The following is a 21,019-nucleotide window of genomic DNA, read 5'->3' as shown; positions in this document are numbered from 1 at the left end:
GCCCGCCCGATACGCTCGTGGCATGAAGTTCGCCCACCTGCTCGCCGACGACGGCGTGACCCCCCGACTGGCCGCCATCGTCTCCGAGGGCGAGGCGCTCTTCCTCGACGAGGTGCTCGACGACTCCCCGCGCGACCTGCAGGACCTCATCGAGCGCGGCGACGACGAGATGGCCCGCGTCCGCGCCACCGTCGAGCGCGCCGTCGCGACCCGCACGAGCACCACGCCGGTCGACGGCCTCACGCACGCCTCCGCGATCCTCCGCCCGCCGGCCGTCTACGCCGTGGGCCTCAACTACTCCGCGCACGCCGAGGAGCTCAACATCACGAGCGCCTCCGCGCCCACCGTCTTCGCGCTCTGGCCGAACTCGCTCTCGGGCCACGAGGGCACCACGAGCTGGCCGCGCTCGCTCAGCGAGGAGGTCGACTACGAGGTCGAGCTCGGCGTCGTCATCGGCAAGGCCGCCCGCGACGTGTCCGTCGAGGACGCGCTCGACCACGTCTTCGGCTACACGGTCGTCAACGACATCACGGCCCGCAACCTGCAGTTCTCGGAGCAGCAGTGGAGCCGCTGCAAGAGCTTCGACGGCTTCTCCCCCACGGGTCCCGTCGTCGTCACGCGCGACGAGGTGCCGGATCCGCAGGACCTCCGCATCACGACGGTCCTCGACGGCGAGACGGTGCAGGACGGCCGCACGAGCGGCATGGTCCGCACGGTCGCGCGCCTCGTCTCCTACCTCTCCACGTCGTCCACGCTGCAGCCCGGCACGCTCATCTCCACGGGCACGACCAGCGGCGCCGGCTACTCGCGCGACCCGCAGATCTTCCTCAAGGACGGCAGCACCGTCACGGTCTCCGTCGAGGGCATCGGCTCGCTCACGACGCACACGCGCATCCTCTGACGGCAGGGCCCGCGCGTAGGCTCGATCGCATGACCGACCAGCAGCAGGATCCGATCCACGACCACTCCATCCCCGAGGACGCCGACCTGTCGGCGCCCGACGCGGTGGATCCCGAGACGGACGAGCTGCACGACGCGACCGGCCGGCAGGGCGAGGACGACGCGTAGCCTCTCCCGGCCGACGCACGCCCGCCGCGTCTAGGCTCGACGCATGATCAACCGCCTCCTCTTCCTCGCCGGCATCGGCACCGGATACATCCTCGGCGCACGCGCCGGGCGCAAGCGCTACGAGGGGATCGCGCGCACCTCGCGCTCCGTGTGGTCGAGCGAGCCCGTCCAGCGCGGCGTCCGCCAGGCGCAGACCGTGCTCGACGAGAAGGGCCCGGTCGTCGTCGAGCGCACGGTCGAGACCGCCCGCGAGGTCGCGGACTTCGTCGGCCACGCCGTCCAGGGCGCCGCCGTCGCGGTCGGCCGCACCGCGCACACGGTGGGCGAGCGCATCGGCACCACCACGCAGGACGTCGCGGGCCGCGTCGGCAGCACCACGCAGGACATCGCGGGCCGGGTCGGCGACACCGCCAAGGACCTCGGCACCCGCACGGCGGACCAGACCAAGCACGTCGTCGACCGCGTCGGCCAGCAGGCCACCGAGGTCGGGCACCGCGTCGCGGAGACCGCCGAGGACGTCCGCGGCCGCGTCGTCGAGACCGCCGAGGAGGCGCGCACGCGCGTCCAGGCCACGGCCGAGGACCTGCGCGAGCGCGGCGAGGAGGCCGGCCGCCGTGCCGTCTTCACCGCGGCCGAGGCGCGCGACGAGGCCCTCGCCTCCTTCGACGACGAGGACGAGACCGGTCCCGTGGCGATCCCCCAGGACGGCGCCGCCCGCGCGGGCGAGCAGGACGCGTCCGCCGACGGCACCGACGACGACGCGGACGAGGACCTCGACACCCTCGGCCCCGACGACCTCGGCGAGCCGACCGACGCCGACGAGGCGCCCGCCGCCGCGACGCCCGCTCCCGCGCCGGCTCCTGCTCCCGCGAAGCCCGGGTCCGCCGCGAAGTCCGGATCCGCCGCGAAGAAGTCCGCGCCGAAGACGAAGACGACCCCGAAGCCGGCCGACGCGCCGCACGTGCCGACCCCGGGCGACATCGCCGGATCCGTGCACCGCGAGGAGCCCGCGCACCCCGCCCCCTCCGACGACGCGACCGGCACCACCCCGGCCCGCACATCCGGCGACGAGGCCTGACCCGCACCACCCCGCACGCGACAGCGCGCCGCAGCCCTCGGGCCGCGGCGCGCTGTCCTCGTCAGGGGGCGGGTCAGTCGGACTGACCGCCCTCCTCGGCCGCGTGGGCCGCGAGCATCTCCGGCGTGATCACGGACATCGCCGCCGTCACGGGCTCGAGCCCCGAGAGCCGGTCGGGCGCGAGGATCTTCTCCACCTGCGTCCGCGTCATGAGCCCCGCCTCCACGACGAGGTCCGGGATCGACGCGCTCGTCATCAGCGCCGTCTTCGCGAGGCTGGAGGACGCGGCGTAGCCGATGTACGGCGTGAGCGCCGTGACGACCCCGACCGACGACTCCACCTGGGCCGCGAGCCGCTCGGTGTTCGCCGTGATCCCGTCGATGCAGTTCACCCGCAGGGTCTTCGCCGCGTTCCGCAGCCAGCTGAGGGACTGCAGCAGCGAGTGCGCGATGACCGGCTCGAACGCGTTGAGCTGCAGCTGCCCGCCCTCGGCCGCCATCGTCACCGTGACGTCGGCGCCCGCGATGGAGAACGCGACCTGGTTGACGACCTCGGGGATCACCGGGTTGACCTTGCCCGGCATGATGCTCGACCCCGCCTGGCGCGGCGGCAGGTTGATCTCGCCGAGCCCCGCCTGCGGCCCCGACGACAGCAGCCGCAGGTCGTTGCAGATCTTCGAGAGCTTGATGGCGCCGCGCTTGAGCGTCGAGGAGAGCGTCATGAAGACGCCCGCGTCGCTCGTCGCCTCGATGAGATCGCTCGCGGTCACGAGCGTGTAGCCCGTGATGGCGCTGAGGTGCCCGCGCACGGCGGCCGCGTAGTTCGGATCCGCCGTGATGCCCGTGCCGATCGCCGTCGCGCCGAGGTTGATCTCCGACAGCAGCGGCACGAGCTCGCCGAGCCGCGCGTGGTCCTCGCCGAGCGTCGTGGCGAAGCCGTGGAACTCCTGGCCGAGCGTCATGGGCACGGCGTCCTGCAGCTGGGTGCGACCGACCTTGAGCACCTGCGAGAACTGCGCGCCCTTCGCGAGGAAGGAGCGGCGCAGCAGGTCGAGCTCGTCGAGCGTCTGCAGCAGCGAGTGGATGAGGGCGACCTTGAGCGCGGTCGGGTACGTGTCGTTCGTCGACTGGCTGCGGTTCACGTCGTCGAGCGGGTGCATGTGCCTGTAGTCGCCGAGCGCGTGGCCGGCCCTCTCGAGGGCGCGGTTCGCGATGACCTCGTTGGTGTTCATGTTGGTGCTCGTCCCGGCGCCGCCCTGGATCACGCCGACCACGAACTGGTCGTGCAGCTCACCGGCGATGATCTCCGAGCAGACCTCGTCGATCTGCTTCGCCTTCCGCGCGTCCAGCACCCCGATCTGCACGTTGGCGCGGGCCGCGGCCTGCTTCACCTGCGCGAGCGCCACGACGAACTCCGGGTAGACGCTCAGCGGCCGCAGGCTGATGGGGAAGTTCTCGAGCGCGCGCGCCGTGTGGATCCCCCAGTACGCGTCGGCGGGGACGTCCATGCTCCCCAGGCTGTCGGTCTCGGTCCGGACGGGGTGGCCCTCCGGCGTCGGGATGCGGTCGTCGTTCGGGCTGGCAGGGGTCATGTGGAGGCTCCATCGTCTCGTCGCTCGTGGCATGAGGGTCCCTCGACCCTACTAGCGGCCCCGGGCCCGGCCGAGGCCGCCCGAGCCCGCGGATAGGCTCGTCCGATGCGCCGCTTCCTCGGGATCGACCTCGCCTGGGCGGAGGGCACGGCGGCCCGCCCGGCGCGCGAGACGGGGCTCTCGTGCATCGACGCCTCGGGCCGCGTGCTCGACCTCTCGACGGCCCGCGGGATCGACGAGGTCGCCGCATGGGTCGCCCGCTGGGAGGGCCCCGGCGCGGTCGCCGCGGTCGACGGCCCGCTCGTCGTCGCGAACGCCACGGGCAGCCGCCTCGCGGAGAAGGAGGTGGCGTCCCGCTACGGACGCCTCGGGATCTCCGCCTACCCGTCGAACACGGGGCTGCCCGCGCAGGGCGCCGTCGCCCTGCGGCGGCGGCTCGAGGACGCGGGCTGGGAGTACGACGACGGATCCGGCGCCCCGCGCGACGCCGACGCCCGCACGATGCTCGAGTGCTACCCGTACACGACGCTCGTCGGCGCGCCCGAGCTCGGGTTCGACGCGATGAAGCCGCGGTACAAGCGCCTCGCGCCGCTCCTCGCGACGGCGGAGCGCCGGCCCCATCGCGCGGCCGAGTTCCGCGTGGTGCTCGACGCGGTCGCGGGGCTGGCGCACGCGGATCCGCCGCTCGACGTCACGACGCACCCCCGCGCGGCCGCGCTCGTCGCCGACGGCCCCGCGATCGTGGAGCGGCAGCACAAGCACCTCGAGGACCTGCTCGACGGCCTGATCTGCGCGTGGACCGCCGCGTACTGGGCCCGGCACGGGCGCGCGCGCTCGCAGGTGCTGGGCGCGACGGATCCGGTGGTCGACGAGCGCGGGCGACGCGGCACGATCATCGCGCCGGCCCGGCCTCACCAGCGCGATCCCGGGGACCCGCTCTTCGCGCCCGGGGGCTGAGCGCGGCCCGGCCCGGCCGCACGGAACCGGTGTGGGAGTATCGGGGGATGACAGTCGGCCGCGTCCTCCCTGTCCACGACGAGACCCGGGAGGACGCCGGGCCCGCCGCGCGCCGGAGGATCGGCCTCGACGCCGTCGCCTGCGTCGTCCTCTACGCGCTGGTCGCCGTCGTGTACCTGCTCGTCGTCCGCTCCGCGGACGTCCAGCAGATGCTGACCGGAGAGGAGGCGACCGTCACCTTCGTCGACCCCGTCGCCCTCGAGCAGAGGTTCCAGTACACGCACTACTCCACCAACTTCGGCGGCCACGTCTTCTTCTGGCTGGCGTCGCTCCTCGACCCGTCGTTCGACCTCTTCTACGGCCGCGCGGCGAAGGCCATCGCCCTCGCCCTCGCGGCGCCCCTGGTCTACCTCACGCTCCGCCGGCGGCTCGGCACCGCGCGCGTCCCCGCCGTCGTCGGCGCCCTCACCGGCGCGCTCCTGCCGGGTGTCGTCTCCTTCTCCTGGGTCGGAATCGAGACCGGGCTCGACTCCGTGCTCGGCCTCGCCGGCCTCCTCGTCGCCACGACGGCGCGGCGCTGGTGGTGGCTCGCTCCCGTGCTCGCCGGCCTCGCGGTCTCGTCGTACGGCGGCGGGATCCCGTGGGCCGCGGCCATCGGCGCGGTCGCGCTCGCGCGCCTCGTCGTGTCGCTGCGGCGCCGGGAGTTCGTGCCGGCCGCGCTGCTGGTGGTCGCCGGTCTCGCCGGCATCGGCGTGATCGTCTTCCCTCTCCTCTGGTGGGGCGGCGGCGTCGTCCTCTCCGGCGGGGGAACGCTCGGCCTGGCGGGCGCGCGCGGCGCGCTCGCGGGGCTGGCACGGGAGCTCGCGGTGGCGGGCGACTCCTACTACTACTTCACGTCGCAGGCGGCCCTCGGGTCGACGGCCCTCGCCGTCGTCGTGCTCGTCGCCACGGTCGTGATGATCGTGCGCCGCCCGGGCAGCTGGCCGTGGCTCCTCGTGGTGGTCGTCACGCTCGCGCTCTACGCCGTCTCCGGCGGCGTGCTCGGCGTGCGCCGCGCGGTGAGCATCCCGCTCGTCGGCGCCATCGCCATCGGGTACCTCGTCGACCGCATCCGCGCCCGAGCCCGGGACCGCTCGCGCATCCTGGCCGCGGTGTCCGTCGCGGTCGCCGCGGTGGCCCTGATCGCCCCGCTCGCGGTCCAGGTGCAGCAGAACCGGGTCGCCCTGTCCTCGGGCGAGGAGGCGCTCCCCCGCGACTTCGTGTTCCCGGGCGCCGAGGGCGAGACCATGCCGCAGACGCTCGACCGCCTCGCCGATCGCATCCGCGAGGACCCGGCGGCGATGGACCGGATCGCGACCGAGTTCGAGGCGGAGCGCGCGTTCTCGATGATCCTGCTGCTCGACGAGCGGGGCGCGATCGCGCCGACGCCGCTCACCGGCCGGATCGTCGAGGACTACTACTTCGTGGGGCCGCGCTGCGACCTCGTCTGCGGAGAGCGCGTCGACGGCCGACCCTGACGCGTGGCCTGGCCGAGGCGCGGGCTCCGCATCGGGCGGGACGGCCGCCCGCCCGCCCGGTCAGTCCTTGCGCAGGCCGAAGCGCAGCTGGACCACGAGCAGCAGGCTCGTCTTCAGCGTGTCGCTCGGGATCTTCGACTCGCCCTCGGTCCGGTCCATGAAGACGATGGGCACCTCCACCACCTTCTTCGCGTGCCGCAGCGCGCGGAACTTCATGTTGATCTGGAAGCCGTAGCCCGTGGTGGTGATGGTGGTCGGCGTGACGCGACGCAGGAGCCCGCCCTCGTAGAGGTTGAAGCCGCCCGTGTAGTCGGTGATGCGCGAGCCGAGGAATAAGCGCGTGTAGAGGTTGCCGCCCACGCTGAGGAAGCGGCGCTTGAGATCCCAGTCGGGGGTCTTGCCGCCCGGGATGTAGCGCGACGCGACCACGAGGTCGGCGCCGCCGCGCACGGCGCGCAGCATGTCGGTGACGTAGGCGGGGTCGTGGGAGAGGTCGGCGTCCATCTGGAGGATGTAGGCGGGCGGCTCGGCCGACGTGAGCAGGCGATCGAACGCCCAGATGTACGCGGCGCCCAGGCCGTCCTTCTCCGCGCGCGTCTCCACGCGCACGTGGAAGTTCCCCGTCTCCACCGTGGGCGCGAGGGAGCGCGCCAGGTCAGCGGTGCCGTCGGGCGATGAGTCGTCGACGATCATCGCGGTGACGTCGAAGTCGGTGTTCGTCGCCGCCATCTCCGCCAGCCGCGGGAGCAGCTCCCCGATGTTGCGAGCTTCCTCGTAGGTCGGGATGACGATCGTGAGACTGCTCATGCTGGTGTGTTCCGTCTTCGAGTCGGGGGTGGGAGGGCTCTGGACCCGGGCAATTCTAGCCAGCGGGCGGGTCCGCGACCGCGCGGCCGGCGGCGGGTCCGCGGACCGGCGGTCGACGTGCCACGGAGGCCCGTTACCCGTCTGTTACGATCTCTGAGGCTCGGCGCTCGGACGTCGTGCGCGACGGCGGGAGACGCGCCGCTTGCCGGCCCGAGTCCGAGAGGGGCTGGATGAAGAAGCTGCTCGCCGACCAGAGGGTCCGCTTCATCATCGCCGGTCTGCTCAACACCGGGCTGGACTTCGTCCTCCTGAACTGCCTGATCCTCCTGGCCGGCTTCCCGACCCTCGCCGCGAACATCGTGTCCGTCACGGTCGGCATCACCATCTCCTACTTCCTGAACCACTTCTTCGTGTTCCGGTACCAGCGCCCGGTGTCGCTCAAGCGGTTCCTCGAGTTCTTCGCCGTCACCGGCTTCAGCTCGCTGCTGCTGCAGAGCGGCGTCATCTGGCTGTTCGAGGTCATGTTCGACACGACCTTCGGCCGCAGCCTCCTCGTCGTGGGCACCACGGCCGAGAAGGAGTTCATCGCCATCAACGTGGCGAAGGCCACCGCCGTCCTCCTCGGCCTCGTGTGGAACTTCACGATGTACAAGCTCGTGGTCTTCAAGCAGCCCGCCGACGCGGCGGACACGGCGATCGATCCCACCGCCGCCGAGGCGACGCGCTCCTCCAACTGACCCCCGGCCGGCCGGCCGAGGCCGTCCTCAGAGCAGCTTGCCGATCTCCGTCACGAGCTGCTGCACGCCGAGCACCACGAACAGCAGCGCCGAGAGGCCCATCACCGTGTTGCTGAGCGGCCGGTTCCGCCACGCGCGCGGCGTGCGGTCCGTGTTGAGCAGCACGAGCAGCGTGATCGCGAGGAACGGCATGAACAGCGCGCCCAGCACGCCGTACGCGATGATCAGGCCGATCGGCTGGTCGAGGAACAGCAGGCCGATGGGCGGGATCGTCAGCCAGAGGATGAACGCCCGGTAGTAGCTGCCGCCGAGGCGACGGCGCGGGTCCTCGACGTCGAGGCCGCGGATCGTGCCGAGGAAGTCGGCGAACATGAGCGAGACGCCGTTCCACACGCCGAGGATCGACGAGAACGACGTCGCGAAGAACCCGATCAGGAAGAACCAGGTCATGAAGGCGCCGTAGCGCTCCCCCAGCACGTCGGCGAGCTGCACGAGGCCACCCTCGCCGTCGGCCAGCGCGATGTCGGCGGAGTACAGGAGCTCCGCGCCGACCACGAGCATCGAGAGCACGAAGACGCCGCTCATGACGTAGGCGACGGAGTTGTCGATGCGCATGACCTTCATCCAGCCGGGCGCCACCCAGCCCTTCTCGCGCAGCCAGTAGCCGTAGGCCGCGAGCGTGATGGTGCCGCCGACGCCGCCCGCGATGCTGAGCGCGACGACGAGGCCGCCCTCGGGGATCGTGGGCACGAGGCCGGTGAGGAGCGCGGGCACGTTCGGCACGGTGACGATCGCGGCGCCCACCACGGTCACGAACATGAGGCCCACGAACACCGCGATGATCCGCTCGAAGGCGGAGTAGCGCCCGAACCAGACCACGACGGCGCCCACGAGCCCGCACGCGATGGCGAAGACCTTGAGGTCGACACCCGGGAACAGCGCGGCGAGCGGGAGCGCCGAGGAGCTCATGGCGGCGGCGCCGTAGACGAGGCCCCAGATGAGGATGTACGGGCCGAAGTACCACGTCGTCCAGCGGCCGACGGTGCGCCAGCCCTCGAAGATGGTCCTGCCCGTCGCGAGCGAGTACCGGCCGGCGCCCTCCACCAGGAAGATCTTGATGATCACGCCGAGGACCGCGGCCCAGAGCAGGGCGTAGCCGAAGCGAGATCCGGCCACCAGCGTCGCCACGAGGTCGCCCGCGCCGATGCCGGTCGCCGCGACGACGAGGCCGGGCCCGACGATGCGCCAGCGCTTCGCGGACTCCTGGGGTTCGCGGACGTCGCCGCGCGTGTCGAGGTCGGTCATGAGCGGGCTCCCGTGCGTCGTCGGATGGGGGTCCCGTCCCACCTTACGCAGGGCTGAGGGCGTCGCGCCGGCCCGCTCGCCGACGCGACGCCGCGCGTCAGACGCCCAGCAGCTGCTCGATGGGCCCGCGCGCGAAGAAGATCAGGAACCCCGCGGAGACGACCCAGAGCAGCGGCGAGACCTCGCGGATGCGGCCCGAGAACGAGCGCACGAGCACCCAGGAGAGGAAGCCGACGCCGATGCCGTTGGCGATCGAGTACGTGAGCGGCATGACGAGCACGGTGAGGAACACGGGGAGCGCGACCGAGAAGTCCGTCCACACGATGTCGCGGATCTGCGACGCCATGAGCGTGCCGACGATCACCAGCGCGGCCGCCGCGACCTCGAGCGGCACGACCTGCGTGAGCGGCGTGAAGAACATCGCGAGGAGGAACAGCACGCCCGTGACGAGCGACGCGAGGCCCGTGCGGGCGCCCTCGCCGATGCCGGAGGCCGACTCGATGAAGACCGTGTTCGACGAGCTCGACGTGGCGCCGCCCGCGACCGCGCCGAAGCCCTCGACGACCAGCGCGCCCTTGAGGCGGGGGAAGTCGCCGCGCTCGTCGGAGAGGTCCGCCGCCTTGGCGAGTCCCGTCATGGTGCCCATGGCGTCGAAGAAGTTCGTGAAGACCAGCGTGAAGACGAGCATGAGGGCGGAGATGATGCCGATGCGGCCGAACGCGCCGAAGTCGAACGCGCCGACGAGGCCGAGGTCGGGCAGGGAGACCGGGGTCGCGGGCAGCACGGGCGCGTTGAGGTTCCAGCCGGTGGCGCCCGAGGTGTTCGACGGGCCGATGCGGAAGACCTGCTCCACGACGATGGCGATGAGCGTGGTCGCGACGATGCCGATGAGGAGCGCGCCGGGCACGCGGCGGGCCATGAGCACGCCCATGATCACGAGGCCGAGGATGAACACGACGGTCGGCAGCGACGCGATCGAGCCGTCGATCCCGAGCGCGAGCGGCGAGGCCGGCACGCCCGTGCCGCGCACGAAGCCGGAGTCGACGAAGCCGATGAACGCGATGAAGAGGCCGATGCCCACCGTGATGGCGGTCTTGAGCTCGCGCGGGACGGCCCGGAAGATCAGGGTGCGCAGGCCCGTGGTGGCGAGCAGCACGATCACGAGGCCGTTGATGACCACGAGGCCCATCGCCTCCGGCCAGGTGACCTCGCCGACGACGCTGACCGCGAGGAACGAGTTGATGCCGAGGCCCGCCGCGAACGCGAACGGGAGGCGCGCGACGAGTCCGAACAGGATCGTCATGACGCCCGCGGTGAGGGCCGTCGCGGCGCCCACCTGCGTGGCCTGCAGCCAGTTGCCCTCGACGTCGAGCGTGGCCGCGTCGGCGCTGAAGCCGCCGAGGATCAGCGGGTTGAGCACGACGATGTACGCCATGGTCACGAACGTGAGGACGCCGCCGCGGATCTCGCGCGCGTAGGTCGAGCCGCGCTTCGTGATCTCGAAGAACCGGTCGAGCGCGCCGCGCCCTCCGCGGGTCTCGGGAGCAGGGGACGACGTGCGCGCTTCGGTCATGGGCTTCTTCCGCGAGGGGTCGGGTCGGACGACGGGAGGGGGAGGAGCCGACGACCTTGTCGGGACGGGATCGAGCCTAGGGGCGGACGCGCGGCCGGGACCAGCCCGGATCCGCGCGGCCCGGGGTCAGGAGTGCAGGGCCGGGATGATGAGGTACACGCCGTAGAGCACGGCGAGGCCGCTGAGGGCGAAGCAGACGTAGCCGCCCACGGTCGCGGCCTGCGGGCGGATGCCCGTCACCGAGACCTTGTCGCCCTCGTCGTCGTACTCGGTGCCCACGGCCAGCAGCCGCACGCCGAGCGAGAAGAGGCACACCACCACGACGGCGCCCACGAGGGCCGCCACGGCGACGACGAGGAACGCGCTCCAGTCGATCATGCGGCCTCCCTGGCCTTCCGGGCGGCCTTGGTGGCCTTGCGTCCGCGCACCGCGAATCCGGCGGCGTCGACCTCGACGATGGCGTTGCTCGCGTGCACGGCGTTCCGGCGCGAGCGCCAGAAGATCCACACGATGACGGCGACGCCCACGACCGCGTCGATGACGAAGCCGACCGTGCCGGTGCTCGCGATGAGCGCGGCGACCGCGCCCACGATGGCGGCCGAGGGCAGCGTCAGCAGCCAGCCGAGCGCGATCTTGCCGACCGTGTTCCAGCGGACGGACGCGCCGCGGCGGCCGAGGCCCGAGCCGATGACGGATCCTGACGCGACCTGCGTGGTCGAGAGCGCGAAGCCGAGGTGGCTGGACGCGAGGATGGTGGCCGCGGTGGACGCCTCGGCGCTGAAGCCCTGCGCGGGCTTGACCTCGGTGAGGCCGGATCCCATCGTGCGGATGATGCGCCAGCCGCCCATGTAGGTGCCGAGCGCGATGGCGACGGCGCACACCGCGATGACCCAGAACTCCGGGCCGGAGCCCGCCGCCTGGAAGCCGCCCGCGATGAGCGTGAGCGTGATGATGCCCATGGTCTTCTGCGCGTCATTGGTGCCGTGCGCGAGGGCCACGAGAGATGACGTGAAGATCTGTCCGTAGCGGAAGCCGCCGCGCTCGTTCGGACCGCTCGAGCGGCGCGTGATCGAGTACGCGAGCTTGGTGGTCGTGTACGCGATGAGGCCGGCGATGACGGGGGCGAGCAGCGCAGGCAGGATCACCTTCGACAGCACGACGCCGAAGTCCACCGAGCCGAGGCCAGCGCCCACGACGGCCGCGCCGATGAGGCCGCCGAACAGCGCGTGGCTCGAGCTCGACGGAAGGCCGCGGAGCCAGGTCACGAGGTTCCAGACGATGGCGCCCATCAGCCCGGCGAAGATCATGGCGGGCGTGATCTGCACGCCGCCGTCCCCCTCGCGGATGATGCCGCCGGAGACGGTCTTCGCGACCTCGGTGCTGAGGAACGCGCCCACGAGGTTGAGGACCGCGGCGATGGCGACGGCCACCCGCGGCTTCAGCGCACCCGTCGCGATGGGGGTGGCCATCGCGTTCGCCGTGTCGTGGAAGCCGTTGGTGAAGTCGAAGAACAGCGCCAGGGCGATGACCAGGACGACGATGAGGGTGAGATCCACTACCGGATCCCTCGAGCGGATGTCACAGTCGTCGATCCTAACGGCCTGCACACGGCCAGCTCGAACGGGCGTCCGGCGGATGTCGGTCGGATGAACATCTCGCGCCGGGCGCCGGGCGTCAGATGTGCGGGACGAAGTCGCGCCACGCGACGCGGCGCTCGGCGTGCGGGTCGTGCTCGACGCGGTCGACCACGTCGAAGACGAGGGTCGCGCGCTCCCCCGACGCCGCCGAGGAGGACGGGCCGGCGCCCGGCGCCTCGTCGTCGCCGCCCACGTAGGGCGGCCAGGACTCGTCGACGCTGCCGTCCTGCGCGAAGCGGAGCCAGGCGATGCGCATGCGCTCGCCCGCCGCGACGAACGCGCGCCGGCCGCCGAGGAGGGTCATGCCGCGGCCGAGCATCGAGTCCATCCGGTCGAAGAGCGCGAACAGCTCCAGGCCGTGCGTGGCGTCGAGGCCCATGAGGCGCACGAGCCGCGGCGCGATGTCGAAGCGGTAGAAGTGCACCGGCGCGTAGCGGGCGTGGCGCTCGGCCACCTTGATCGACGGGAACCAGAAGGCGTAGTCGCCGCCGAAGTCGAGCGCGGCCCGGCGCTTCGGGAGGCCGGGATACAGGGCCGCCAGCTCCGCGCGGTGCCCCTCGTCCGTCTTCGCGAAGACCGCGTCGATGCGCGGCGGCGTGGTCGCGAGGATGTCCAGGCGGCCGGTGAACAGGGATCCCTCGCGCTCGTTCGTGCCGATGATGAGCGGCACGCGCGCCGCCCGGCCGTGCTTGAACGCGTCGAGCGGGCGCTCCGGCAGCACGTCGCCGTCGATGACGGGGCTGAACGTGATGGTGCCCGGCTCCTGGTCGGGCGTCCGCACCATGAGCTCGTTCGCGGCGGCCGCGAGCGTGGACGAGCTCGCGGAGGTGAGGAGGCGCACGGCCTCGGCGTCGTCGGGCGCGCGGCCCGCCCGGTCGGCCAGCAGGCCGACGAACTCCTCGGCCCAGCGGGCGGTCTGCTCGGCCGGGTAGACGGCGTTCGTCGGCGAGCTCTGCGCGATGGCCCGGGCGAACAGCCCGTGCGCGGCGGGCACGGCCATGAGGGTCGTGACGGCGTTGCCGCCCGCGGACTCGCCGAACACCGTGACGTTGTCGGGATCCCCGCCGAACGCGCGGATGTTGTCGCGGACCCACCGGAGCGCCTGCACCTGGTCGCGGAGGCCGAGGTTCGACTCGATGGGGCGCTCGGGGCGGGAGTAGCGGCTGAAGTCGAGGTAGCCGAGCGCGCCGAGCCGGTAGTTGAAGCTCACGTAGACGATGCCGCCCTGGCGGACGAGGCCCTCGCCCTGCACGGGGTTCTCGCGCGAGGATCCGACGACGTAGGCGCCGCCGTGGATGAAGACCATGACGGGGCGCAGCTGCGACTCGCGGTTCACGCGCGCGGCGTCGGGGCTGAGGCCGGACGGCGCGATGACGTTGACGGTGAGGCAGTCCTCCCCCATCGGCGTACCCTGCGGCGCGCCCATGAACGCGCCCGCGCTGACCTGCGGGGCGACCTTGCCGAAGTGCTGCGCGAAGCGCGCGCCCTCCCAGCCGACGACGGGCTGCGGGGCCCGGAAGCGCAGGTCGCCGCGGGGCGGGGCCGCGAAGGGGATGCCGCGCCAGGCCTCGATCCCCCGCTCGCGCACGCCGCGGACGGTGCCGCCCGTGACCCGCACGTCGAGCTCCGACGGGTCGTACGCCGGGGTGGGCTGCTCGGCGTCGGGGGTCACCCGGTCGAGTTTACGGTCCGCCCTCACGCTCCCGGGACGGCGGTCGCGAGCAGGCGCTCCAGCGCGCGCTCGGCCCGCCAGAGCGCGGACTCGGTGCGCAGCCGCTCGGCCTCGTGCAGCACGCCGAGCGCGAAGGCGTCCTCGCCGCGGGCCGCGAGGCGCCTCGCCTCCTCGCGGAGGATGCGCTGCATGGCGAGGCCGTCGCGGTGCTCGCCGAGCTCGTCGTGCACCTCCTCGGCGGCGGTGGCGAGCCGCATCGTCTTCCGGCCGAGGACCGCGACGGTGCGCCCGCTGACCTCCTCCGCCGCGTAGCGCAGGCGCTTGGCGGCCTTGCGGACCTCGTGCAGCGCCTCGGTGCGCGCGGCCTCGCCGACCGCCTCCTGCGCGACCGCGGCCCGGCGGCCGACCCGCTCGGCGTCGCGGCGGAGGGCGGCGTGCAGGGCTGGGCCCGCGGGGGCGCTCGCGTCGTGGGCGAGCGGCGGATCCGCGACCAGCCGGTCGAGGTCGTCGAGCAGGGCGAGGTAGCGCGCGGACGAGAGCGCGCGGATCACGCGCTCGCGGGCGCGGCCGTACCGCTCGTCGAGGACGCCGTGCAGGGCGTCGCCCACGCGGTCGGGCACGGTCTCCGTGTCGTGCTCCACGACGGACCAGACGACGCGGTCGCGCAGGACCTCCATGTCGCGCGCCTCGCCGAGCACGGTGCCGAGCGCGGTGAGCTCGGCGCGGACGGGCGCGGTGGTGGCCGGGTCGATGACGTCCTGGTGGGTGCGGAGGGCGCTGCGGAGGCGGCGGACGGCGACGCGCATCCGGTGCACGGCGTCGTGCTCGTCGGCGCGCACGTGCGGGTCGGCGGCGACGAGGTCGCGGACGCCGCGGGCGAGGACCGCGCGGGCGACGTCGGAGGCGGAACTCTCCTTGGTGAGCGCGGCGGGATCCGGCAGCGCGGGTCCCGCGGGCGCCTCGCGGCCGAGGGCGTCGGCGCCGAGCGCGCGGGCGAGCTTGGAGGCGCTGTCGGACGGGCGGGCGCCGGCGTCGAGGACGTGGCGCTCGATCCGGTCGAGGAGCGCGGTGCGCTGCTTCCGCTTCGCGGGCGCGTCGGGCAGCAGCTCGACCTCCCACTCGTGCCAGGCGCGCACGGTGCCGCCGCGGACGTCGGATCCGGTGACGCGGTCGTCCGCGAACTCGGCGACCGCGCGGCAATCCGCGTCGTGCAGCGTGACGGTCGTGCGGACGGTCTCGAGGCGCGCGAGCGGCGTGAGCTCGCGGCCGCGCACGTGCACCGCGACCTGGTCGAGCACGGGGCCCGGGATCGCGCCGTCGCCGTCGTCCCCGTCCTGCAGCGGCCAGCCGAGCTCGGTGCGGCCCTCGCCGCCGTCGGCCGGGAGCTTCACGTGCCAGCCCGAGTCGTGCCCGCCCTCGCGGCGGCGGAGGATCATGCGGCGGTCGGCGAGCGCGTGGTCCGCGGTGTCGAGGTAGACGGCCACGAGGGTCACGGGCTCCGCGGCCCGCGCCTCGGCGATCCCCTCGACGCCGGCGAAGCCCGGGACGGGCACCCCGTCGGGGACGTCGTACTTGCGCTCGATCTCGACGGAGGATGTGTGCACCATCCCCCCTGTGTAGCGCACCCGGCCGGACGCGGCCAGCCGCCGACCGCCCGGCGGGCGCCGTGGTCGCGCGCGTGGGTCAGACTGGCGGACATGCCCCACCGCCCGCGCCGCGCCGAGAACGACGACGCCCCGACGCAGGCCGCGCTCGACGAGGCCGCCCTCCACCGGCGCCAGCGCATCGGCCGCGAGCTCGGCTGGTACGCGTGCCGCCGCGCGGTCTACGGCTTCATGAAGCACCGCGGCATCGACATGGCCGCGAGCCTCACCTTCTACTCCACGCTCTCGCTCGTGCCCGCCGCGGTCGCGGTGCTCAGCCTCATCGGCGTCGTCGGCGACACGCGCGCGGGCGTCGAGGGCGTGCTCGGCGTGCTCACCGCGGTGCTGGGCGACTCGGCGGTCGACGTGATCCGGGATCCCGTCGAGCAGCTCGCCGACGGGCCGCGCTCGGGCGTCGCCTTCACGGTCAGCTTCCTCGGCGCGCTCTGGACCTCGGCGGCCTACGTCACCGCCTTCGGCCGCGCGATGAACCGCGTGCAGGAGACCGAGGAGGGCCGGCCGCTCGTGAAGTACCGGGCGCTGATGCTCGGGGTGACGATCGCGCTGCTCGTCGTCAGCGTCGTGATGGTGGGCATGCTGCTGCTCACCGACGACGGCGCCCGCGCGCTCGGGCAGCAGCTGGGCCTCGGCGACACGACGCTCGTGGTGTGGGCCGTGATCAAGTGGCCGCTGCTCGTGGTCCTGCTGACGGGGATCATCGGCGTGCTGTACGCCGCGACGCCCAACCTGCGCCGTCGCCGCGTGGACCTGCTCACCTGGGGCAGCCTCGTCGCGATCGTCGCGTGGGCGCTCGGCACCGCCGGCTTCGTCGCGTACGTGACGCACGTGGCCACCTACGAGTCGACCTACGGGGTGCTCGGCGCGGTGATCGTGCTGCTGCTGTGGCTCTACATCGGGAACCTGTCGCTCGTGCTGGGCGGCGAGCTGGACGTGGAGATCATCCGGGCCCGGCAGCTGCAGGCGGGGATCCCGGCCGAGCACGCGCTGCGCCTGCCGGTGCGGGACACGACGCGCGCCGACCGCCTCGCCCGGCGCCGCGCCCTCCTCGAGGACGAGGGGCGGCGCCTGCGCGAGGCGCGCTCGGGACGGGACGCGACGGCCGCCGAGGAGCGCCGGGCGGATGCGCCGGCGACGCTCCCCGAGGACGACGCGCGGGAGGTGCGGGTCAGGCGGAGGCGCTGGTCCGCACGACCATCTTCCCGACGTTCTCGCCGCGCATGAGGCCGGTGAAGGCCTCGAACGCGCGGTCGATGCCGTCGATCACGGTCTCGTCGGCCGTGATGCGGCCCTCGGCGAGCCACGGGCCCATCTTCGACGCGAACTCGGGCGCGAGGTCCTGGTGGTTGCCGAGGGTGAAGCCGCGGAGCGTGAGCCCGCGCGTCACGATGCGGCCCGTGTTGCGGATCGCGACCTCCTCGCCCGTGGAGTTGTAGGTCGAGATCGACCCGCAGTTGGCGACGCGGCCGAAGTCCTTGAGGGCGCCGAGCGCGGCCGAGAGGTGGTCGCCGCCGACGTTGTCGAAGTAGAGGTCGATGCCGTCGGGCGCGGCCTCCGCGAGCTTCGCCTCGAGGTCGCCGCCGTGGTAGTCGAACGCGGCGTCGAAGCCGAGGTGCGACGTGAGGCGCTCGACCTTCTCCGCGGACCCGGCGCTGCCGACGACGCGCGAGGCGCCGAGCAGGCGGGCGATCTGGCCGACCATGGAGCCGACCGCGCCGGCCGCGCCGGACACGAAGACGACGTCGCCCTCCTGGATGGAGGCGATGCGGGTGAGGCCGACGTAGGCGGTGAGGCCCGTGAGGCCGAGCACGCCGAGGTGGGCGGACGACGCCACGCCGGGCACCTCGGGCAGGGGGCGGAAGCCGGCGGCCGGGCCCTGGGCGACGTCGCGCCAGCCGAGCGAGTGGCTGACGAGCGTGCCGACCGCGAGGTCGTCGGAGCGGGACTCGACGACGCGGCCGACCGCGGATCCGGTCATGGCCTCGTCCAGCTGGAAGGGGGGCACGTAGGACGGGACGTCGTTCATGCGGCCGCGCATGTAGGGGTCGACGGAGATGAACTCGTTCTCGACGCGGACCTCGCCGTCGGACAGGTCGGGCAGGTCGACCTCGACGCGGCGGACGTCGTCGGGGGTGGGCTCGCCGGTGGGGCGCTTCGCCAGCTGCCACTGGATGCTGCGTGCAGACATGGGTCTCCTTCGTTCTCGGGTGCGGGCGGTCGGACGGCCGGCCCGCGGCGCTCGTGGCGCGGCCCCACCCTTCCACCGCCCGCTGGACGCCGCACCCAGCGAGGCGTGGCCTCGTGACGCGACGCCCGGGCGCGTCGTCGCGGCGGCCGGCCCGCCTGGCGCGCGCACCGCGCGCGGCTAGGCGGCGGTCGTCGCCCCACGGCTCGCCACGTGCGCCTCGAGCACGTCGCGCACGCCGGTCCAGGTGTGCGCGCCGAACCGCTCGCGGTCCACGTGGAGCAGCTCCGCCTCGCCGCTGTACATGCTCACGAGGTACTGCATCCCCTGCCAGGCCGGGAACGTCTCCTGCTCGTCGCGGCCGATGCGGCGCATGGCCTTGCTCGCCGTCCCGAGGACGCCCGTGGTGCCCGCCCACTGCAGGCCGAACGCGGTGCCCGTGATCTCGGTCATGATCCGCGCGAGGTCCCTCGCGGTGACCCGGTCCCCCGCCACCTCGACCACGCGCGGCGCGTCGTCGTCGAGCGCCACGAGCGCCGTCACGCGGGCCGTGTCGTCCTTGGTCGTGAAGTCGAGCACCTGGTCGGCGGACGACCAGTACAGGACGCGGCGCCGGTCGAACAGGACGATGGGCGCCTGCCCGGTGAGCATGTCGGCGAAGGCGCCGTTGAGCACCGAGGTGGCGCGGATGGGCGCCGCGTCGAGGTCGGCCGCGAACTCGCGCCGCAGCTCGAAGTTGCGGTTGCTGCCGGGCGTGACCCGGCGGTAGTCGGCGGAGTAGTCCGAGGGGATGAAGCGCGGCACGCCGGCCGCGACCGCGGCTGCCAGGAGCGCGCGCTGCGCCCCGACGATCACGGCGCGGGCGCCGCTCACGGCGGAGACGACGACGCGCGCGCCGGCGACCGCGCGGATCAGCGCGGCCCGGTCGGTGTAGGCGGCCTCGACGACCTCGACGCGCGGGTCGTCGCCCCACGCCTCGGTGGCCGCGGCGCTGCCGGGCCGGGTGAGGACGCGGACGCGCGCGCCGGCGGCGAGCAGCTCGCGGACGATGCGGCGGCCGAGGTCGCCGGTGGCGCCGGCGACCACGACGGGGCCGGACGGGGATGCGGATGCGGGGTTCGAGGTGCTCATGCGGGGTCTCCATCTGGGGTGGTGCTGCGCGCCGAGCGGCGCGAGCGGTGGGGGGCGGCGACGGGCTGCTCGAGGCGCGCGGCGTCGGTGTCGGGCTCGCCTCGGTCGGCAGGACCGGCGTCGGCCGCGGCGGCGGCGTCGCCGATGCCGACGGCGACGCGGGCGAGGAGGCGGCGGAGCGCGATGCGCTCCTCGGGGTCGAGGGCGCCCATCAGGCCGTCCTCCACCTCGCCGAGCGCGACGCGCGCCGTCGCCAGCAGGGCGCGCCCGGCGGCGGTCGGGACGACCTGGCGGATCCGGCGATCCCGCGGATGCGGCTGCCGCTCGACGTGCCCGCCCTCGGCGAGCGCGTCGATCACGTAGGTCATCTGCGTCTTGTCGATGCCGAGCCGCTGCGCGAGCGCGAGCTGCGACGACGGCTCCTCCGTGGTGATCGCGACGAGCACCTGGTACCCGCGCGGTCCGCCCGGGACGTCCGCCACGGCGCCCTGCGCCGTGCGCACGAACCCCTGGTACACGGCCTGGATGGACCAGCCGAACTGCGTCTCGATGCCGCCGGAGCCCCAGTCGATGCCGGCGGCGTCCACGTCGGCGCGGTCCGGGTCGTGGGTCGCGGCGGATGGGCTCATGCAGAGATCATATCTAGACGAGATCGTCTTCTGTCAAGATCATATCCCGACGCGGTGACCGCGACCGCTGGGTCAGCGCCAGGTCGGCGCGTCCCCGCCGAGCGCGGTGGCGATCCACGCCGGGGAGAGCGACGCGGGGCCCACGCGCAGGGGCGACGCCGTCATGCGGGCGTCGCCGAGCGGGGTCGTCACGCGCCGTGGGGGCTCGCCATCCGCGTCCTCGATCGCGCTCGCCGCGTCCGGCGACGGGGAGCGCGGGAGGGCCAGCAGGGCGTGCGCCGTGCGGGCGAGCGAGAGCCGCCAGGCGGATCCGCGCCCGGTTCCGGCCCGCCGCGCCAGCCCCGCGACGGCGCAGGCGGCGGCGAGGTACCCCGTGCTCCAGTCGAGCGCCTGCACGGGCAGCGGCACGGGCCGGTCGCCACCCGCCGCGACCATCCCCGCGTGCGCGATCCCGGACGCGCTCTGCAGGATCGAGTCGAAGCCGCGTCGCCCCGCCCACGGTCCGGTCCACCCGTACGCGTCGACGGCCACGTCGACCAGGCCCGGGCGGATCCGCTCCCTCTCCTCCCGCGGGAACCCGAGCGCGTCGAGGGCGCCGGGACGGTAGCCGTGCACGAGCACGTCCGCGCCGGCCAGCAGCTCGGCGAGGCGGGCGCGCCCGTCCGGGGTCCGGGCGTCGAGCCGCGCGGTCCGCTTCCCGGCCATCACGAGCGGCAGCACGGCGGGCTCGTCCCAGCCCGGCGGATCCACGCGCAGCACGTCCGCGCCGAGGGCGGCGAGCGCCTGCGTGCACGCCGGGCCGGCGATGACGCGCGTGAGGTCGAGCACGCGGATCCCCGCGAGCGGCGCCTCCGCGGTGGGCCGCCAGCCCGCCGTGCCTGTGTCCCGGCCGCCGTCCTCCCGCGCGACCAGCGGCTCGGCGGCGACCGCCCGGCCGGCGTCCGTCGCCGCCCACTCGCCTGCGCTCCGGAGAGCCGCCGCGACGCCGCCCGCCGCGACGACCGCGTCCTCGAGGGCGATCGCGTCCCACCCGGCGATCGCCCGGGTCAGCGCCGCGGCGTCGGCGTCGGGCGCGCAGCCGGTGACGGCGAGCAGCGCGGCGCGGTGGCGTGGCGCGTTGGCGTGCGTGCGGATCCACGAGCCGTCGCGCGTGGGGAACGAGCCGGAGAGCGGATCCCACGGCGACGGCAGCGCCCACCCGACCGGCGTCACGTGCTGCCCGCACCACGTCTCGGCGCGACCGCGGTGGACGACGACCTCGCTGGCGCCCGGCAGCCCGACGGCCTCGTCGAGCGCGACCACCGCGCCGCCGAGCAGCCCGAGCGCGGACACGGCGAGATCCGTGACGGGCAGCGCAGATCGGAGGGCGCCGCGGCCCACGACGCGCGTCGGGGCGGTAGCGCCCAGCACGGCGGCCGCGGCCGCGAGCCCGGAGGCGTCGTCGGGTGCCGGGGTCGTCATGCCCGCACGC

19 protein-coding genes are annotated in these 21,019 nt (G+C 73.9%); 7 read left to right on the top strand and 12 right to left on the bottom strand.

The window, feature by feature from the left end:
* The first annotated feature begins 22 nt into the window (after nt 1–22).
* From FGI33_RS02785 to FGI33_RS02775, 3 genes are read left to right on the top strand one after another with little or no spacing between them, the layout of a single operon-like run.
* Nucleotides 23–901, top strand: coding sequence for a fumarylacetoacetate hydrolase family protein (locus FGI33_RS02785; protein WP_119433983.1), 879 nt, complete (start codon nt 23–25; stop codon nt 899–901).
* Between the two features lie 29 nt (nt 902–930).
* Nucleotides 931–1,068, top strand: a complete 138-nt coding sequence (locus FGI33_RS02780) for a hypothetical protein (RefSeq protein WP_182623266.1) — start codon at nt 931–933, stop codon at nt 1,066–1,068.
* Between the two features lie 43 nt (nt 1,069–1,111).
* Entirely contained in the window at nt 1,112–2,146 is a 1,035-nt protein-coding gene (locus tag FGI33_RS02775) for a hypothetical protein (RefSeq protein WP_119433984.1), read from the top strand.
* 73 nt (nt 2,147–2,219) lie between these two features.
* Here the strand turns inward: FGI33_RS02775 and FGI33_RS02770 are convergent, their stop codons facing one another.
* Nucleotides 2,220–3,737 (bottom strand): aspartate ammonia-lyase, encoded by a 1,518-nt coding sequence (locus tag FGI33_RS02770; protein ID WP_119433985.1) that lies wholly within the window; start codon nt 3,735–3,737, stop codon nt 2,220–2,222.
* A 105-nt stretch (nt 3,738–3,842) separates the two neighbouring features.
* Between FGI33_RS02770 and FGI33_RS02765 the strand changes: the two genes are divergently transcribed.
* Both FGI33_RS02765 and FGI33_RS02760 read left to right on the top strand, forming a co-directional pair.
* On the top strand, nt 3,843–4,694 hold the full coding sequence (locus tag FGI33_RS02765) for a DUF429 domain-containing protein (protein ID WP_119433986.1): 852 nt from the start codon (nt 3,843–3,845) through the stop codon (nt 4,692–4,694).
* A 47-nt stretch (nt 4,695–4,741) separates the two neighbouring features.
* Nucleotides 4,742–6,211 carry a hypothetical protein gene (locus FGI33_RS02760; RefSeq protein WP_119433987.1) on the top strand — a complete coding sequence of 490 codons (1,470 nt, stop codon included), beginning with the start codon at nt 4,742–4,744 and terminating at the stop codon, nt 6,209–6,211.
* 60 nt (nt 6,212–6,271) lie between these two features.
* On the opposite strand, the gene FGI33_RS02755 is transcribed toward FGI33_RS02760, so the two are convergent.
* Nucleotides 6,272–7,018, bottom strand: coding sequence for a polyprenol monophosphomannose synthase (locus tag FGI33_RS02755; RefSeq protein ID WP_119433988.1), 747 nt, complete (start codon nt 7,016–7,018; stop codon nt 6,272–6,274).
* Between the two features lie 230 nt (nt 7,019–7,248).
* On the opposite strand from FGI33_RS02755, the gene FGI33_RS02750 reads away from it, so the two are divergent.
* Entirely contained in the window at nt 7,249–7,755 is a 507-nt protein-coding gene (locus FGI33_RS02750) for a GtrA family protein (RefSeq protein WP_119433989.1), read from the top strand.
* A 27-nt stretch (nt 7,756–7,782) separates the two neighbouring features.
* On the opposite strand, the gene FGI33_RS02745 is transcribed toward FGI33_RS02750, so the two are convergent.
* The 6 genes from FGI33_RS02745 to FGI33_RS02720 form a co-directional block, all read right to left on the bottom strand.
* Nucleotides 7,783–9,060, bottom strand: a complete 1,278-nt coding sequence (locus tag FGI33_RS02745; protein WP_119433990.1) for an Nramp family divalent metal transporter — start codon at nt 9,058–9,060, stop codon at nt 7,783–7,785.
* A 97-nt stretch (nt 9,061–9,157) separates the two neighbouring features.
* A complete protein-coding gene (locus tag FGI33_RS02740) occupies nt 9,158–10,633 on the bottom strand; it encodes an NCS2 family permease (RefSeq protein ID WP_119433991.1) in 1,476 nt (491 codons plus the stop codon).
* A 126-nt stretch (nt 10,634–10,759) separates the two neighbouring features.
* A complete protein-coding gene (locus tag FGI33_RS02735) occupies nt 10,760–11,011 on the bottom strand; it encodes a hypothetical protein (protein ID WP_119401773.1) in 252 nt (83 codons plus the stop codon).
* The gene (locus tag FGI33_RS02730; RefSeq protein WP_119433992.1) at nt 11,008–12,189 is read right to left on the bottom strand and encodes an inorganic phosphate transporter; all 1,182 of its coding nucleotides are present in this window, start codon (nt 12,187–12,189) and stop codon (nt 11,008–11,010) included. Before FGI33_RS02730 ends, FGI33_RS02735 begins: the two co-directional genes overlap by 4 nt.
* A 118-nt stretch (nt 12,190–12,307) precedes the next feature.
* A complete protein-coding gene (locus FGI33_RS02725; RefSeq protein WP_237582226.1) occupies nt 12,308–13,942 on the bottom strand; it encodes a carboxylesterase/lipase family protein in 1,635 nt (544 codons plus the stop codon).
* A 23-nt stretch (nt 13,943–13,965) separates the two neighbouring features.
* A complete protein-coding gene (locus tag FGI33_RS02720) occupies nt 13,966–15,549 on the bottom strand; it encodes a CYTH and CHAD domain-containing protein (protein ID WP_237582224.1) in 1,584 nt (527 codons plus the stop codon).
* 90 nt (nt 15,550–15,639) lie between these two features.
* Here FGI33_RS02720 and FGI33_RS02715 point away from each other — a divergent pair, with 90 nt between their 5' ends.
* Nucleotides 15,640–16,827 (top strand): YihY/virulence factor BrkB family protein, encoded by a 1,188-nt coding sequence (locus FGI33_RS02715; protein WP_119435381.1) that lies wholly within the window; start codon nt 15,640–15,642, stop codon nt 16,825–16,827.
* On the opposite strand, the gene FGI33_RS02710 is transcribed toward FGI33_RS02715, so the two are convergent.
* The 4 genes from FGI33_RS02710 to FGI33_RS02695 form a co-directional block, all read right to left on the bottom strand.
* Nucleotides 16,772–17,791: an NADP-dependent oxidoreductase gene (locus FGI33_RS02710; protein WP_119435382.1), complete on the bottom strand. Its 1,020-nt coding sequence runs from the start codon at nt 17,789–17,791 to the stop codon at nt 16,772–16,774. The genes FGI33_RS02715 and FGI33_RS02710 overlap by 56 nt on opposite strands.
* A gap of 177 nt (nt 17,792–17,968) precedes the next feature.
* On the bottom strand, nt 17,969–18,919 hold the full coding sequence (locus FGI33_RS02705; RefSeq protein WP_237582222.1) for an NmrA family NAD(P)-binding protein: 951 nt from the start codon (nt 18,917–18,919) through the stop codon (nt 17,969–17,971).
* Nucleotides 18,916–19,548: a MarR family winged helix-turn-helix transcriptional regulator gene (locus FGI33_RS02700; protein ID WP_237582221.1), complete on the bottom strand. Its 633-nt coding sequence runs from the start codon at nt 19,546–19,548 to the stop codon at nt 18,916–18,918. The genes FGI33_RS02705 and FGI33_RS02700 overlap by 4 nt, the downstream gene beginning before the upstream one ends.
* A gap of 72 nt (nt 19,549–19,620) precedes the next feature.
* A complete protein-coding gene (locus FGI33_RS02695; RefSeq protein ID WP_237582220.1) occupies nt 19,621–21,009 on the bottom strand; it encodes a CoA transferase in 1,389 nt (462 codons plus the stop codon).
* Nucleotides 21,010–21,019 lie beyond the last annotated feature (10 nt).

The organism is Clavibacter phaseoli (assembly GCF_021922925.1).
Lineage (GTDB): Bacteria > Actinomycetota > Actinomycetes > Actinomycetales > Microbacteriaceae > Clavibacter > Clavibacter phaseoli.
This window is presented reverse-complemented; position numbering and strand designations above follow the sequence as displayed.

Excerpts from the sequence above, each read along its gene's own strand:
- FGI33_RS02785 (WP_119433983.1), top strand. The coding sequence starts at position 23 with ATGAAGTTCGCCCACCTGCTCGCCGACGACGGCGTGACCCCCCGACTG.
- FGI33_RS02780 (WP_182623266.1), top strand. The coding sequence starts at position 931 with ATGACCGACCAGCAGCAGGATCCGATCCACGACCACTCCATCCCCGAG.
- FGI33_RS02775 (WP_119433984.1), top strand. The coding sequence starts at position 1,112 with ATGATCAACCGCCTCCTCTTCCTCGCCGGCATCGGCACCGGATACATC.
- FGI33_RS02770 (WP_119433985.1), bottom strand. The coding sequence starts at position 3,737 with ATGACCCCTGCCAGCCCGAACGACGACCGCATCCCGACGCCGGAGGGC.
- FGI33_RS02765 (WP_119433986.1), top strand. The coding sequence starts at position 3,843 with ATGCGCCGCTTCCTCGGGATCGACCTCGCCTGGGCGGAGGGCACGGCG.
- FGI33_RS02760 (WP_119433987.1), top strand. The coding sequence starts at position 4,742 with ATGACAGTCGGCCGCGTCCTCCCTGTCCACGACGAGACCCGGGAGGAC.
- FGI33_RS02755 (WP_119433988.1), bottom strand. The coding sequence starts at position 7,018 with ATGAGCAGTCTCACGATCGTCATCCCGACCTACGAGGAAGCTCGCAAC.
- FGI33_RS02750 (WP_119433989.1), top strand. The coding sequence starts at position 7,249 with ATGAAGAAGCTGCTCGCCGACCAGAGGGTCCGCTTCATCATCGCCGGT.
- FGI33_RS02745 (WP_119433990.1), bottom strand. The coding sequence starts at position 9,060 with ATGACCGACCTCGACACGCGCGGCGACGTCCGCGAACCCCAGGAGTCC.
- FGI33_RS02740 (WP_119433991.1), bottom strand. The coding sequence starts at position 10,633 with ATGACCGAAGCGCGCACGTCGTCCCCTGCTCCCGAGACCCGCGGAGGG.
- FGI33_RS02735 (WP_119401773.1), bottom strand. The coding sequence starts at position 11,011 with ATGATCGACTGGAGCGCGTTCCTCGTCGTCGCCGTGGCGGCCCTCGTG.
- FGI33_RS02720 (WP_237582224.1), bottom strand. The coding sequence starts at position 15,549 with ATGGTGCACACATCCTCCGTCGAGATCGAGCGCAAGTACGACGTCCCC.
- FGI33_RS02715 (WP_119435381.1), top strand. The coding sequence starts at position 15,640 with ATGCCCCACCGCCCGCGCCGCGCCGAGAACGACGACGCCCCGACGCAG.
- FGI33_RS02710 (WP_119435382.1), bottom strand. The coding sequence starts at position 17,791 with ATGTCTGCACGCAGCATCCAGTGGCAGCTGGCGAAGCGCCCCACCGGC.
- FGI33_RS02705 (WP_237582222.1), bottom strand. The coding sequence starts at position 18,919 with ATGAGCACCTCGAACCCCGCATCCGCATCCCCGTCCGGCCCCGTCGTG.
- FGI33_RS02700 (WP_237582221.1), bottom strand. The coding sequence starts at position 19,548 with ATGAGCCCATCCGCCGCGACCCACGACCCGGACCGCGCCGACGTGGAC.
- FGI33_RS02695 (WP_237582220.1), bottom strand. The coding sequence starts at position 21,009 with ATGACGACCCCGGCACCCGACGACGCCTCCGGGCTCGCGGCCGCGGCC.